Source organism: Acinetobacter sp. KH_038 (assembly GCF_057839405.1).
Genome location: NZ_CM174489.1, coordinates 2004444 through 2018809 on the forward strand (window position 1 = coordinate 2004444; position 14366 = coordinate 2018809).

Genomic DNA, 14366 nt, shown 5'->3' on the forward strand with positions numbered 1-14366 from the left:
ATTCAATCTAATTTAAATTTGTTATATACGTTGTTTATTTTCCAAAATCTCAGGCAGGCTTTTTTCAATCCAGCCAATTAAATTCATTATTTTTTCAGCTGCTTGTGAACCGGTAATGGTCAACTGATATTCCACTTTGGGCGGCACAACAGGATAAACCGTTCTGAGCACAAAACCATCTTGTTCCAGCATTTTCAAAGTTTGGGATAGCATCTTCTCACTCACCCCTTCAATCCGCTGTTTTAGCTCACTAAAGCGGTGCACACCTTCACTCAGGCAACGCAAAACCAAGACCGACCATTTATTGGCCAGATGCTCCAATATTTCACGTGATGGACACTCAGTCGATAAAACCTGTCCTAATAACGGACTAATTGCATAATTTTTCATAAATCTATCCCGGTATTTTTATTACTTACTGATTTTAATATACTTACTCTTTGTAAGCTAACAAATTAATATTTCATCGGCAAGCTGAATTACATTTTGTGATTGAATCGAATCCACCCGACTTCAATAAAAAATAAAGATAAAAAAAGAGCCTCCATAGAGACTCTTTTTTAGACTACATCAACAGATTATGCATTTGTTTCTGCAGGAACTTTAGGATAGCTTACGCCACCCATTTGTTCAGCAATACGCAATACCTGGCAGCTATAACCTACTTCGTTATCGTACCAAACATACGCAGTTAAACGGTTGCCTGAAGTGATTGTTGCTTGCGCATCAAATACACCTGCAGTGCGTGAACCGATAAAGTCAGAAGATACCACTTCAGTCGAGTTGGTATAACCGATTTGACCTTGCAGGCTAGAACCGATTGAAATCTGACGAATATATTCATTCACTTCATCACGATCAACATCTTGGCCTAAAGTCAGGTTCAGAATCGCAAGAGATACGTTTGGCGTAGGCACACGTACAGAGTTACCTGTCAATTTACCTTGAAGAGCTGGAAGCGCTTTTGCTACCGCTTTCGCAGCACCAGTCTCAGTAATAACCATGTTCAACGTTGCAGCACGGCCACGACGGTCCGCTTTATGGTAGTTGTCAATCAAGTTCTGGTCGTTAGTGAACGAGTGAACTGTTTCAACATGACCATTCAACACTGTGTATTTGTCATGCAATACTTTCAGTGTTGGGGTAATTGCGTTAGTCGTACAGCTTGCAGCAGAGATGATAGTATCTTCATCAAGAATATCAGTCTGGTTCACACCGTAAACCACGTTCTTCATGTCACCTTTACCAGGTGCAGTCAGAATTACCCGAGCGGCGCCCGGGCATTTAAGGTGTTGAGCAAGACCTTCTGCATCACGCCATTTACCTGTATTGTCGATTACAAGTGCATTGTTGATACCATATGCCGTGTAGTCTACTTCAGAAGGATTAGATGCATAGATCACTTTAATGAAGTTACCGTTTGCAATAATTGCTTCGTTTTCTTCATCTACAGAAATCGTGCCTGCAAATGGACCGTGAATAGAGTCACGACGTAGTAAAGATGCACGTTTTTCCAAATCACCATCAGATGATTTACGAACTACGATTGCTTTCAGGCTAAGACCACGACCCAGACCTGATTGACCAATCATCAAACGAGCCAGGATACGACCGATACGACCGAAACCATAAAGAACCACGTCTTTATGTTCTACAGCAGCAGCATTGCCTTCTAGAGATTTAACAGCGTCTGCAACAAATGCATCAATGTCGCCGCCTTTTTCTTTAAATTCAACAGCAAGTTTACCTAGATCAACTTCAGCTGAACCGATATTTTCAACTTTCGCCAATGCTTCAAGAATTGGGAATGTATTTACAACTGAAAGTTCAACATCGAGTACGCGAGTACGGCGGTGTGCTTTCAAGATCTGAATAACAGAACGGTTAATTAAAGAGCGACCATAAACTGTAGCTACAATATTTTTTTCACGATATAACTGACCTACAAGGGCAATCATACGTTCCGCAAGTTCTTCACGGTTTTTCCAGCGACCTTGGTGCTCTGCATGTAGGGCAACGATAGTGTCTTTGCTCACAGATACGTCCTCTAATTAATTGTAAATCTAGGCATAAATTTCAAAACCCGATAATTGTAATGGAATTAGCGGCAAGTTTGAATCAAAAGCTCACCGAGACGGGCGGTTTTTAACGTATATTCAGTATAAATTTAAGAAATAGTTGCAATTAGCTAAATGATTTTGCATCCAAAAATTTTAAAAGCATCAATTTTGCCACGCAAAGCAGAAATTTGTTAAATGTTGTTTATTCAAACAAATCTAAAATTTAAAACCCGGCCCATTGTCCTGACTGTATGCAACTTGAATTTTCGCAGAAAACTTTAGCTCCAGAATCATTAAGGAAATGAGGTTGCCAACATCAAAATCAGCATCGGTTTATGCAGTACGACTTTAAGCCCCTCACCTTTCAGTTTGGCTTGCAGTGAAGGAAAAGCCACAACAACCAATATCGCTACATGATCCCATGCTTATGCTTTATCCTTATTCTTTAAACTATTTCACTTTTATTATCGTGCTTGCCTGCATAGACTTGTATACAGTTTAGAGTACAACTCCATCAGTATTTGCTGAAGGATATTCAATTTATTTAGCAAGTGTCACTCAGCATTTTTCTTGATTTTTTCCAGTTGTTGCAGTTTATATTGCAAATTACGTCTATTACGCTGCTGTTGATATAAATGCAGTATGCCTTCTATAACCAGCAGTAGCACAGCCAGCCAGATCGGAATATAAGTGAGCCATTCGCCAGATTCCACACGCTCACCCAATGCCATCGAGGCAAAGGCCAGAAGCACAGGTTCTAAATAGCTCAATAACCCAAAAATAACAAAGGGTAAATATCGGCTGGCGAGAATATAACTCCCGAGTCCTAATGCACTTAAAAAGCCAAGCACCAGTACCGCCCAAATCAAATGAGAATGATCAAACATTAACGGCATCGAGTCGCTATAGACAAAGCCCAGATAAAATGCGACAGGCAAAATCAGACATAAATCCCACCAGAAGCCACCCAAGTGATCGGTCGCGAATTTACGGCGCATAAAGAAATACAGTGGATAGGCCAAAGCCACATAGACTGTTTCCCATGCAATAGAGCCGATACGCCAGATTTCATGTCCCACACCCAGTACAGCCAAAGCCACAGCGACCATCTGAAATAATGATAATTTTTCTTTATAGACCACACAGCCCACCAGTACCATCACCAGCGGCAACAGAAAATAACCGAGTGACACTTCGAGACCGCGACCATTGATGGGGCCCCACAGGAACAGCCATAACTGTGTCGTACATAGGAAGGAACTTATCAGTAGCCAGATCAACAAGGCAGGTTGTTGCAAAACCCGTTTAAAGATACTGCTAATATGTTTTAAATCACCAGACCACCACATAAATGCTGTGAGAAATGGCAAGGTTGCCAGCATGCGCCAGGCAAAGGTTTGTTCACTGTCTAAAGGCTGTAAAAAAGGCGTAAATACATAGAGCACTCCAAAAACCACTGAAGCCAATACAGATAACGCAATGCCTTTATACATAGTCAAACTCTACTTTGATTCGCCAGCATTATAACGATTAGCACCATAGAAAGCTTGATAATTCATCTATTTAAAACAAAGTCTCTATTCAGCTTGCCAACCTGTTTTTAGCTATACAATAAAAAAACCATGCCTTAGCATGGTCTCTATTCTGCAGTTACTTCGCAGTAGCTGTCTATCTTTGACTTTGTTTGGTATGAATTACATCACTCAGGTCATAACCCACCGACTGTGCATATTGCAAATATTCATTGACTACATTTTTATCTAATTGCGGATCACGTGAAAGTATCCACATGTATTTACGCTTAGGCTCGCCTACCAGAACTGTCTGATAATTTTCATCCAGTTTTAAGACCCAATAATCACCACGAGCGACTGGAATCCAGCGAATGAAATCTGGCAGGAAACTTACTTTTAACTTGGTATTCTGCGGTGGATTTTGTACAAATGCCTCACCCAGTGACTGGGTTTGTCCGCCATCTTTTTTAACACAGCGGTTATCGACCACGATATTGCCATTTTCATTCAAAGTATAGGTTGCAGTGACATCACGATCGCATTTATTTTGAAAAGACAAAGGCTTGCGCGCCACTTCATACCAAGTCCCCAAATAACGATCCAGTTCTACTTTTTCAACAGTGGCTAATGGCTCATTTTGCGCATAGGCCATCGTCGCCGCGCCCAAACCCAGAAGAATCGCACTACCCACAGCAATTTTTGCCAGCTTCAATCCATTACCTGAAGAATTTTGAGTTGTCATAAAAATACCTATTATATGTTCACAAAATATTTATTTAAAAATTTTCTGTTCTTACAATAGCCTTATCCAAGCACTTGATTTGTTACATTATGTTTGGTTTATGATTGACTTTAGGTCATTGAAATAAAACTTCATGTAAAAAAATCAATCAAACATCTGGGCTTTCAAGCGCAAAATTTCATCACGCATACGCGCAGCCTGCTCAAACTGCAACTCTTTAGAGGCTTTCAGCATTTCCTTTTCAAGCTTGCTAATATGTTTTGCAAACATTTTCGGATCCGCCATGATGTACCGTTCATCTGCACTGATTGCACGTGCCTGATCAGAGACTTTCAATTCAATTGAATCATCATCCAATATTTCACCGGTATCAATTTCCTTGATTACCTGACGCACAGCGCTGCGCGGAGTAATACCATGCTCTTCATTAAACTGAATCTGCTTGGCGCGACGTCGATCCGTTTCATCAATCGCCTTCTGCATGGAATCAGTAATCCGGTCTGCATACAGAATCGCCTTGCCTTTCAGGTTACGTGCTGCGCGTCCAATGGTCTGAATAAGAGAACGCTCAGAACGCAAGAAGCCTTCCTTATCGGCATCCAGAATCGCGACCAGCGACACTTCCGGCATGTCCAGGCCTTCACGCAGCAGGTTGATTCCGACCAGTACATCGTGTACACCAGTACGCAATTCATGAATAATCTTTACCCGCTCGACAGTATCGATATCCGAGTGTAAATAAGCGACCTTAATCCCGTATTCTTTCAAATAAGAGGTTAAGTCTTCGGCCATACGCTTGGTCAGGGTAGTGACCAATACCCGCTCGTTGATGTCTTTACGCAGATTAATTTCTGAAAGCACATCATCGACCTGTGTCAGTACCGGACGAATTTCAATTTCAGGATCGATCAGACCGGTTGGACGTACGACCTGTTCGACAATCTGCTGCGATTTTTCCAGTTCATAACGTGCTGGCGTGGCACTGACATAAACAGTGGTCGGAACAATGCGTTCCCATTCCTCAAATTTCATCGGTCGGTTATCCAGTGCGCTTGGCAAACGGAAACCATAATTCACCAGATTTTCCTTACGCGAACGGTCGCCCTTGTACATCGCGCCAATCTGCGGCACGGTGACATGTGATTCATCAATAATCAGCAAGGCGTCATCGGGAATATAATCAAACAGGGTTGGTGGCGCCTCGCCGGAAGGACGTCCGGATAAATGCCGCGAGTAGTTTTCAATACCATTGGTATAACCCAGTTGCTGCATCATTTCTAAATCATAACGGGTACGCTGTTCAATCCGCTGCGCTTCCAGCAATTTGTCATTTTCACGGAAGAACACCAGACGCTCTTTAAGTTCTTCCCGAATGGTTTCAATTGCACGGGATAAATTGTCTTTCGGCGTAACATAGTGACTTTTAGGATAAATCGTCACCCGCGGTACTTTACGCACCAGTTTTCCGGTCAGCGGATCAAACCAGCGGATTGAGTCGACTTCATCATCAAACAGTTCAATCCGGATGGCATCCTGATCCGATTCTGCCGGGAAAATATCGATAATTTCCCCACGGATACGATAAGTACCGCGCAGGAATTCCAGTTCATTGCGCGAATACTGCATTTCGACCAGACGGCGGATAATATCATCACGACCAATGCGGTCGCCTTCCACCACATGCAGCAACATGCTCATATAAGCATTCGGATCACCCAAACCATAAATCGCAGATACCGAAGCCACAATAATGGCATCACGACGTTCTAAGAGTGAACGGGTCGCAGAAAGACGCATCTGGTCAATATGGTCATTAATTGCCGCATCTTTCTCGATAAATGTATCTGAAGATGGCACATAGGCTTCCGGCTGATAATAGTCATAATAACTGACAAAATACTCGACGGCGTTATTGGGGAAAAATGCCTTAAATTCACCATAAAGCTGTGCTGCCAAGGTTTTGTTATGTGCCATGACAATGGTCGGACGCTGGGTCTGAGCAATGACATTGGCCATGGTATAAGTTTTACCCGAGCCGGTAACCCCCAGTAAAAGCTGATCATGAAAGCCCTGTTCAATACCTTTGACCAGCTTTTCAATGGCCTGTGGCTGATCACCTGCGGGTTGATAACTGGTTACTAATTCAAAGGGTTGCTTATCAGTCACAGGTACATGTCTCAACTCGAATGCGGATCAGGAATTTTAGCAGATTTCAGAATTTCTGGCGCAGATTCCACAGCCGAAATACCGAAATCCAACAGATGTTGACAGTCGTGAAATATATTGAGAATTCTCATATTTAGTCAGCTTGGCAACATGCTGCTCTTGCCTGCTTTGTACTTGACCCCAACCAAGATCAAAGGCAACATGAAGATCAGGATGGCTTAGAATAGACAATTATGACTTACCACTATCACGATGAAAGTATTGTTAAATCCCTTCCGGAAAATACCGTGTTTGTATTTGGAAGTAATCTGGCGGGACAGCATGGAGCAGGTGCAGCCAGAACGGCGCTTGAGCACTTTGGTGCGGTGATGGGTGTTGGTCGTGGCTGGTCTGGCCAAAGCTATGCCATTCCGACCATGAACGAGCATTTGCAACAGATGCCGCTGTCACAAATTCAGCACTATATTGATGACTTCAAGATTTACACAAAGAACCATGCTAAAAATAAATATTTTATTACATCCTTAGGCTGCGGGATCGCGGGTTATAAGGTGGAAGAAATTGCACCGATGTTTAAAGGCATTTCACGTAATGTGATTTTCCCGCAATCTTTTCGCCCTTTTGTAGAAAAACCTTTACCCAAATTAACAGCAAATTTCCTACATACCATATTCCGTGATTCAGTCATTTTAACTCCGGCGACGGATGAACTGATTGAAGAGCTGCCACTAAGTGAAAATGAAAAAAGTCTGGCGAGAATTATTTTAAATACCCAGATCTATCCGACCGACAGCAATGGGCGGGAACGTGTCTTTGAAATTGAAGATATCCTGCATAATTTAAATACCAAACTGGTCGACTTCCAGAGTCATTCAGAAGGCGGCATGCTGTTTGGCGGTGTAATTTTAGCGCTACTTGAGCTATATAATCTCAATGAAAAAGACTTTATTGATGTATGGCAAGGAGTACGAGAAATTGCGCCACCGAAACCGGAAAATAAAGCGCGTAAAACTATTCGCTAACCAGATCTTACTGAAAGCCAATTTTTGAATTGGCTTTTTTTATGGGGAGAAGCCATGCAATAGCTCAGGTGAACGTTTAGCTTCCCTGTCGATACGATGTTCTATATCTTGAATGCAGCAACTCAAAGGAATAAAGAATATGGATAATTCAATGGGATTCAGACTGTATTTTGCGGAAAAATAAATAGACCAATAAAATTGTGATGGCTTAAATGCCAAATATTACACACAAAAAAAGCCATGGTTCATCATAGCTTTTTAAGTTCGATCAATTAGCGCTTGCCCATTGAACGACGAGTACCGCGTGGCGGCATCCAGGTGCGGTCAGCATAACGCTGCGGTCTTGGTCTTAAATCTTCCAGAACTTCTTCTGCTGCATTCTGTTCTGCCTGCTTGATCGGAAAAGGCAAATTAACCAGGGGCTTTTTTTTGGGAGGCGTTTGGGTGCTCATATGATTCACTCAATAATATATGTGCCTATTGTACAAAAAAACTCAGGTGACTGGGTAGCATGATCTAGGATAAATTCATCCAGCTTTTTTTCTGGCTGCAATCATGCAGAAAAAAATTAGCCAATTCTCAAACCACTTCCCCCCCTGTGCTTTGTCTCAACTCAAACATGAGCGTCAAATATAAAATCAAAAAAGTGCTGATAAAAAGACCAAATGTTTTCTAAGGCCAGCTTGGCATAATGGACTTAAATAGTTATTTTTCAGGTAGTTTTATTTAAACAACTCAACCCCACAAAACATAAAATGTACGATAGATACAAATATTAACCAACGGTTAACCTTTGACCTATTGTTCTATAACTGAATTTTTTAATGAAATTCACATAATAAATTTACTAGAAAAACGAATAAACACAGTGGACATGGAGTTCCAAATCAATGAAAACAATGCTGGCATGTATGGCAGGCCTAGCCACTTTACCTATGGTTGCACATGCAGATTCACCTTATTTTAGTCTGCAGGATGGAGATGGCTTTAAGCGCTTTTCTGTATCAGTCGGTGCCTTGCATGTCATGCCGCAAGGTAAAGCACAGCCATTTTCAGTCAATACTGCTGTCAAAAATGCTGAAACATCACAAGTGGGTGATATTTCAATTGCCTCAGTAAAAAACAACCTTGATCCAGAGATGGATTCTAATCTTTCTACAGTTTTTGTAAATATCCTGGATCAATTCGGTAGCGAAACGCTGCCGGCGGCACTGAGTGGTCGTGCTGAAATTTATGGCCTAGAGAGCTGGAATAACCCGGGTACAGGTCTGGAGGCTGATGATGTCACCACCTTAGGCATTATGACCAACTACTATTTTACCGATAATATTTCCTTTGAAATGAAAGCCGGCATTCCTCCCAAGGTTGATCTGCAAGGCAGCGGTAAAATTTATGCGCCTTTCTCTGCAATCGCTACACCGAGTCTAGGCGTTATTGATCTACCTGCTATCGAATTAAAGAATGATATTCTCATTACTGATCTGGAGGCTTATGGACCAGCAGCTTCAGCACGCGCCTGGACACCCGCATTTGAATTCCAGTATCATTTTGGTAAAACCGGGGTCAATAAATTCCGGCCTTATGTTGGCTTGGGTGTGATGTATGCCTATTTTAACGAGCTGGAAATCAACTCGCGTACCGAACAGGATCTGATTGCTGCAGGACACATGATTGCCAACATCAAACAAGGCAAAGCCGGGGCTTCTCTGGATGGAATAACAAGTGATGCAGATCCGAAAGTAAAACTTGAAGCTTCGGATGCATTTGCTCCCGTAGCGACTGTGGGCTTCACTTATGATTTTAATGATAAATGGTTTGCAGTCGGTTCAGTGTCTTATGCGCATCTGAAAAATGACACCACCATTACTGTCACTGACAGCACACTAGGTGAACTGATTCGTTCTAAGGCCGATATTGAGGTCAATCCTATTCTGGCCTATGCAGGATTCGGGATGCGTTTCTAATTTCAATATCAGATTTTAGGAAAACGGCTTCGGCCGTTTTTTAGGCTTAAAATATTGATAAAAAAAATTTATCTTTTGATTAATTTTTATTTTATCGCCTCCATAGCTTGAATCGAATACCATAAGCGCTTATTTCATCTGCATGCTTGCCCCTATGTCCAGTACTCCATTTTCCAAAGCGCTTATTTTTATGCTGATTGGCTCCGCTATCATTCTGGCATTGTCATTGGGCGTGCGTCATGCATTCGGTCTTTATCTGATGCCAATGAGTGAGGAATTTGGTTGGGGACATAATGTGTTTAGCCTGGCCATTGCCATGCAAAATCTGATCTGGGGTGCAGTCCAACCTATTACCGGTGCTTTCGCAGATAAATATGGCAGCAAGATTGTGGTTGCCGTAGGGGGTGCACTCTATGCCGTGGGCTTGTTGCTTATGGCGGTCAGTTCTACTGGCCTTCTCTTAAATCTGAGCGTTGGTCTGATTCTGGGTCTGGCGCTGTCTGCTACATCTTTCCCGGTTTTACTGTCTGCAGTCGGGCGTGCTGCGCCACCAGAAAAGCGCAGTCTGGCAATGGGTATTGCCAGCGCGGCAGGATCTTTTGGCCAGTTCATCATGCTGCCTTCGACCCTGTTGCTGTTACAGAATGTCGGCTGGTCAGGAGCATTGGTGGTCAGTGCGATTTTGATTGCACTGATTGTGCCACTGGCCTGGATGCTGAAAGCACCGATGTATGTTCATCCAAATGCAGCCTCTACATCCAATAAAGTCTCACTCAGCTTTAAACAGATTCTGGTGGTGGTAAAAAATCATAAACCCTTCTGGTTTCTGTCCATGGGCTTTTTTGTCTGCGGTTTTCAGGTGGTGTTTATTGGCATTCACCTTCCCGGCTACCTGATTGATCACGGTTTTAATGCCACCACAGGCACCATTTTCCTGGCATTGGTGGGTTTGTTTAATGTGGTGGGAACTTATACTGCAGGTTGGCTCGGCGGCAAATACTCCAAGCCCCATCTGCTGATGGGTCTCTATGGCCTGCGCGGTATCGCGATTATTGCCTTTTTAATGCTGCCACTGAGCACATGGACAGTCTATGCCTTTGGTGTCATCATGGGATTACTCTGGTTATCAACTGTGCCACTGACCAATGGCATCGTGGCCAATATGTTCGGGGTAAAATACCTGACCATGCTCAGCGGTATTGTGTTTTTCACCCATCAGGTCGGTTCATTTTTTGGTGGCTGGCTCGGTGGTCTGAACCATGACTTAAGTGGAAATTACAACGCCGTCTGGATTCTGTCGATTGCATTAAGTATTTTTGGCGTGTTGGTACATTTCTGGGTCAATGAGGAGCAAATCGTGCATGACTGATTCTATGCGTCTACTTAAAATCTCGATTACTGTGACCATCCTGCTTTTGCTTGCGCTGTCGATCGGGCTATGGAGTCAAACACCGCAGCTATTTGAGTATTTTAATCAGGCCTTTTGTGCACACTGATCATTAAAAGTTTGATATTGCTCAGCAGCTTTAGGACTTTGTATTGTCAAATTAAATAAAAGATATCAAATCAAGTATTTATATATTTTTCTTTATATTTTCATAAGTTTAGCAATTCTTGTGATTTCATTTCTGCTCTGGATTTTTTTAGATTTTCTGCAACAAGAAAATTCAGAGACATTCAAATGACCAGCCTAAGCCAACTTTCACAAGCGATTCATGATGCACCGCGCTGGCATCAGCCAGATCAATTACAACATCCGGATGAAATCAAAATCGTAGCGCAGACCGATCAAGCCTTAGGTGCCGTGGTTTATGGCCTCGATGCACGCAAGGCGCAATCCGGTGAAACCATTCTACGCCTTAAACAGGCTTTGGCCGAGCATCTGATCTTGATCTTCAAGCAGCAAAGTCTCGATGATTTACAATATCTGGCCTTTGCCACCTATTTTGGGGCAATTTTCCGTCCGGGAGCAGATACACCCGTATTGGCGGCACAATCGGACAGCGGCGTTCCACCCGATGTCGTGCCAGTCTCCAATGCTGTCGGCCAGGGTGACTATACCGGGCATGGTGAACTGACCCCTCATGCCGATCATCAGTGGACGCCATTGCCTTCTTTTGGTTCCCTGCTCTATGCGATTGAACTGCCTCAGGATGGCGGCCAGACCACCTGGATCAACACCATCAAAGCCTATGATGCTCTGGATGATGCCACCAAAGCAGAGATTGATCAGCTGCAACTGATTACCTATAACCCATTTGTACGTCGTCAAAAAACCAAAGATACCAGTAATGATCAGGGTTATGGTTCAAGTCCTTTATATCGTTTTAAAGATCAACCAATCTTAGGTCATGCTTATCCACATCCTTTGGTTCGTATTCATCCTGAATCTGGCCGTAAAGCCTTATGGCTGAATACGCATACCGAAGTTGAGCTGGTGAATTATGACGATCAGGCTGGCAGTGAACTGATTGCCAGATTACGTGAACATATTTCTAAACCCGAATTCGCGTATCAACATCATTGGGAAATTGGCGATATCGTGTTCTGGGATAATCAGGTGACTTTACACTCCCGTCGTCCTTTCCCGGCCGATCAGCGTCGTTTGCTCAAACGGATCAGCCTTGCAGGCAGCCGTCCGTTTTAATCAGGAAAATTACAATAAAAAGAAAGGACGATTCAGCCTTCCAGAATAATAAAATCCATGATTTATACATTTTGCACCATTGAGGAATTGACCGCCTCAATGGTGTTTTATTTTTAGAATGATCGGTTATCTAACTCAAGCTGAGTTCATTTTTAAGTGTGACAAATCAATAGCTCTTTTAATTACTCTTTCACAAATGACAGAATCTGTTTACTTTTCCTCACCGAATTTGCCTGGTGTATTTTCCTTTTCCTGCTTAGCGTATTAAAAAACCTACCTGCCGAATGACTGTATAAAGGAGAATCCAATGAATCAGAATCTATTATCAGATTGTGTTCTGGCCTGTATGAGCTGTTCGCTGGCCTGTAGCAACTGCGCCAGTGCTTGCCTAAAAGAAGAACATTTAGAGATGATGCGGGAATGTATCCAGCGTTGTCTGGATTGTGCCGACATCTGTCAGCTTTGCGCCCGTATGGAGCAGAAACAGTCGCCTTTTATGCAGGAAATCTGTGAATTATGTGCCAAAGCCTGTGATTATTGCGTAGAAGAATGCAGCCAGCATCAACATGAGCATTGTCAGCAATGTGCTGAAGCCTGCCGCCGCTGTGCAGAAGAATGCCGGAAAATGGCGGCTTAAAAAGCTGACTGGATAATATTTTGCTTGATCCGGCATTGACGGGATAAATCGTGTTATTTTTTGCCTGCCTCAAGACTTCCCAATAAAAAACCCGCAAGCCTGCACTTACGGGTTTTTTGATCTGAGAATAGCTAACTTAGAATAGACGGTTCATACCGTTCAGTGTTGCAACACGATACGCTTCCGCCATGGTCGGATAGTTAAACGTCGTTTCAACAAAATACTTGATGGTGTTGTTTGGACTGTTCATGACCGCCTGACCAATATGGATAATTTCAGAGGCATTATTACCGAAGCAATGCACGCCCAAAACTTCCAGGGTTTCACGATGGAATAAAATCTTTAATTCACCCATGGTGTCACCGGTAATTTGCGCACGTGCCAAATGACGGAACGAGGCCTGACCCACTTCATACGGAATTTTTTCTTCAGTTAACTGCTGTTCAGTTTTACCAATCGAAGAAATTTCAGGAATGGTATAAATCCCGGTTGGAATATCCGTTACAGGTGCAACGTCTTTCTCACCGCTCATGTTCGCGCCTGCGCAACGACCTTGGTCATAGGCAGCAGAAGCGAGTGAAGGCCAGCCAATCACGTCACCGGCAGCATAGATATTTTCAACTTCAGTCTGGTATTGATCATTTACTGTCAATTGACCGCGACTGTTCGGTTTCAAGCCGACATTCTCCAGACCCAGACCATCGGTATTGCCGGAACGGCCGTTACACCACAAAATTGCATCGGCTTTAATTTTCTTGCCGCTTTGTGTGTGCATCACCACATGGTCGTCAAATGTTTCTAAAAAGTCGATCTGTTCATTATGACGAATCAGCACGCCCTGTTCACGCAAGTGATATGACAGTGCATCGGAAATTTCATCATCCAGATAACTTAACAGTTTGTGCTGGGTATTAATCAAGTCGACTTTATGCCCAAGACCAATGAAAATCGAGGCATATTCACAGCCAATAACGCCTGCACCATAAATAATGATTTTCTGGATAGAATAGTCCAGATCCAGAATCTTGTCTGAATCAAATACGCGCGGATGATTGAAATCCAGAATCTCGGGACGGTAAGGACGCGAACCGCTGGCAATCACCAGCTGCTTAAACATCAATGTTTCTTTGATCCCGTCCGGATTAAATACAAAAATGGTATTTTGATCCTGTACATAGGCACGACCATGATAGATATCGATCTTATTCCGGTCATAGAAACGTGAATGTGTATCTACTTGTTGTTGAATTACTTTATGCGCATGACGCAGCACTTGCTTCATGGTGAACTGTTTCCAGTCCCCGACTTTTTGAAACAGTGGATCACGTTGATAACGGATAATACTGGATACCGTTTGACGCAATGCTTTACTTGGGATTGTACCGACATGAGTACAGTTACCACCAAGTTGTTCACGCATCTCAACGATCGCAACACGCTTACCAGATTTGGCAAGTTTCATTGCCGCGCCTTCGCCCGCAGGGCCTGAACCTAGAACTACCGCATCATACTTAACGAAAGTCCCACTAACGACCTCTTTCTTACGTGGCATTCAACGCTCCTCAAAATTAAAAAAATTACTTTAATCTACCTCTTATTATGACGTAAATCATG

Annotated in this window: 13 protein-coding genes; 6 read left to right on the forward strand and 7 right to left on the reverse strand. The window is 42.9% G+C overall.

What is annotated here, in order from left to right; all coding sequences use genetic code 11:
* Positions 1-21: 21 nt before the first annotated feature.
* The 5 genes from AC3IT7_RS09400 to uvrB form a co-directional block, all read right to left on the reverse strand.
* On the reverse strand, positions 22-390 hold the full coding sequence (locus AC3IT7_RS09400; RefSeq protein WP_489248270.1) for a winged helix-turn-helix transcriptional regulator: 369 nt from the start codon (positions 388-390) through the stop codon (positions 22-24).
* 188 nt (positions 391-578) lie between these two features.
* Complete coding sequence (locus AC3IT7_RS09405; protein ID WP_489248271.1) at positions 579-2036, reverse strand: glyceraldehyde-3-phosphate dehydrogenase; 1458 nt, start codon at positions 2034-2036, stop codon at positions 579-581.
* 578 nt (positions 2037-2614) lie between these two features.
* Entirely contained in the window at positions 2615-3553 is a 939-nt protein-coding gene (gene rarD, locus AC3IT7_RS09410) for an EamA family transporter RarD (protein WP_489248272.1), read from the reverse strand.
* A 175-nt stretch (positions 3554-3728) separates the two neighbouring features.
* On the reverse strand, positions 3729-4316 hold the full coding sequence (locus AC3IT7_RS09415) for a lipocalin family protein (protein WP_489248273.1): 588 nt from the start codon (positions 4314-4316) through the stop codon (positions 3729-3731).
* Between the two features lie 144 nt (positions 4317-4460).
* Positions 4461-6482 carry an excinuclease ABC subunit UvrB gene (gene uvrB, locus AC3IT7_RS09420; RefSeq protein ID WP_489248274.1) on the reverse strand — a complete coding sequence of 674 codons (2022 nt, stop codon included), beginning with the start codon at positions 6480-6482 and terminating at the stop codon, positions 4461-4463.
* A gap of 233 nt (positions 6483-6715) precedes the next feature.
* Between uvrB and AC3IT7_RS09425 the strand changes: the two genes are divergently transcribed.
* Positions 6716-7504 carry an A1S_2505 family phage non-structural protein gene (locus tag AC3IT7_RS09425; protein WP_489248275.1) on the forward strand — a complete coding sequence of 263 codons (789 nt, stop codon included), beginning with the start codon at positions 6716-6718 and terminating at the stop codon, positions 7502-7504.
* 272 nt (positions 7505-7776) lie between these two features.
* On the opposite strand, the gene AC3IT7_RS09430 is transcribed toward AC3IT7_RS09425, so the two are convergent.
* The gene (locus AC3IT7_RS09430; RefSeq protein ID WP_004646507.1) at positions 7777-7956 is read right to left on the reverse strand and encodes a hypothetical protein; all 180 of its coding nucleotides are present in this window, start codon (positions 7954-7956) and stop codon (positions 7777-7779) included.
* Positions 7957-8394: 438 nt separating this feature from the next.
* Between AC3IT7_RS09430 and AC3IT7_RS09435 the strand changes: the two genes are divergently transcribed.
* From AC3IT7_RS09435 to AC3IT7_RS09455, 5 genes are all read left to right on the forward strand, one after another.
* The gene (locus AC3IT7_RS09435; protein WP_100328756.1) at positions 8395-9468 is read left to right on the forward strand and encodes an OmpW/AlkL family protein; all 1074 of its coding nucleotides are present in this window, start codon (positions 8395-8397) and stop codon (positions 9466-9468) included.
* Between the two features lie 154 nt (positions 9469-9622).
* Complete coding sequence (locus AC3IT7_RS09440) at positions 9623-10837, forward strand: MFS transporter (protein WP_489248276.1); 1215 nt, start codon at positions 9623-9625, stop codon at positions 10835-10837.
* Positions 10830-10964 (forward strand): hypothetical protein, encoded by a 135-nt coding sequence (locus AC3IT7_RS09445; RefSeq protein WP_489248277.1) that lies wholly within the window; start codon positions 10830-10832, stop codon positions 10962-10964. The genes AC3IT7_RS09440 and AC3IT7_RS09445 overlap by 8 nt, the downstream gene beginning before the upstream one ends.
* 185 nt (positions 10965-11149) lie before the next feature.
* Complete coding sequence (locus tag AC3IT7_RS09450) at positions 11150-12115, forward strand: TauD/TfdA dioxygenase family protein (RefSeq protein ID WP_489248278.1); 966 nt, start codon at positions 11150-11152, stop codon at positions 12113-12115.
* Positions 12116-12422: 307 nt separating this feature from the next.
* Complete coding sequence (locus AC3IT7_RS09455) at positions 12423-12752, forward strand: four-helix bundle copper-binding protein (RefSeq protein ID WP_475655177.1); 330 nt, start codon at positions 12423-12425, stop codon at positions 12750-12752.
* Between the two features lie 136 nt (positions 12753-12888).
* On the opposite strand, the gene sthA is transcribed toward AC3IT7_RS09455, so the two are convergent.
* Positions 12889-14304 carry a Si-specific NAD(P)(+) transhydrogenase gene (gene sthA, locus AC3IT7_RS09460; protein WP_489248279.1) on the reverse strand — a complete coding sequence of 472 codons (1416 nt, stop codon included), beginning with the start codon at positions 14302-14304 and terminating at the stop codon, positions 12889-12891.
* Positions 14305-14366: the final 62 nt, after the last annotated feature.

What these genes read in the sequence shown, in the direction of transcription:
- AC3IT7_RS09400 (WP_489248270.1), bottom strand. Translation starts at nt 390, where the DNA reads ATGAAAAATTATGCAATTAGTCCGTTATTAGGACAGGTTTTATCGACT.
- rarD (WP_489248272.1), bottom strand. Translation starts at nt 3,553, where the DNA reads ATGTATAAAGGCATTGCGTTATCTGTATTGGCTTCAGTGGTTTTTGGA.
- AC3IT7_RS09415 (WP_489248273.1), bottom strand. Translation starts at nt 4,316, where the DNA reads ATGACAACTCAAAATTCTTCAGGTAATGGATTGAAGCTGGCAAAAATT.
- AC3IT7_RS09425 (WP_489248275.1), top strand. Translation starts at nt 6,716, where the DNA reads ATGACTTACCACTATCACGATGAAAGTATTGTTAAATCCCTTCCGGAA.
- AC3IT7_RS09430 (WP_004646507.1), bottom strand. Translation starts at nt 7,956, where the DNA reads ATGAGCACCCAAACGCCTCCCAAAAAAAAGCCCCTGGTTAATTTGCCT.
- AC3IT7_RS09435 (WP_100328756.1), top strand. Translation starts at nt 8,395, where the DNA reads ATGAAAACAATGCTGGCATGTATGGCAGGCCTAGCCACTTTACCTATG.
- AC3IT7_RS09440 (WP_489248276.1), top strand. Translation starts at nt 9,623, where the DNA reads ATGTCCAGTACTCCATTTTCCAAAGCGCTTATTTTTATGCTGATTGGC.
- AC3IT7_RS09445 (WP_489248277.1), top strand. Translation starts at nt 10,830, where the DNA reads ATGACTGATTCTATGCGTCTACTTAAAATCTCGATTACTGTGACCATC.
- AC3IT7_RS09450 (WP_489248278.1), top strand. Translation starts at nt 11,150, where the DNA reads ATGACCAGCCTAAGCCAACTTTCACAAGCGATTCATGATGCACCGCGC.
- AC3IT7_RS09455 (WP_475655177.1), top strand. Translation starts at nt 12,423, where the DNA reads ATGAATCAGAATCTATTATCAGATTGTGTTCTGGCCTGTATGAGCTGT.
- sthA (WP_489248279.1), bottom strand. Translation starts at nt 14,304, where the DNA reads ATGCCACGTAAGAAAGAGGTCGTTAGTGGGACTTTCGTTAAGTATGAT.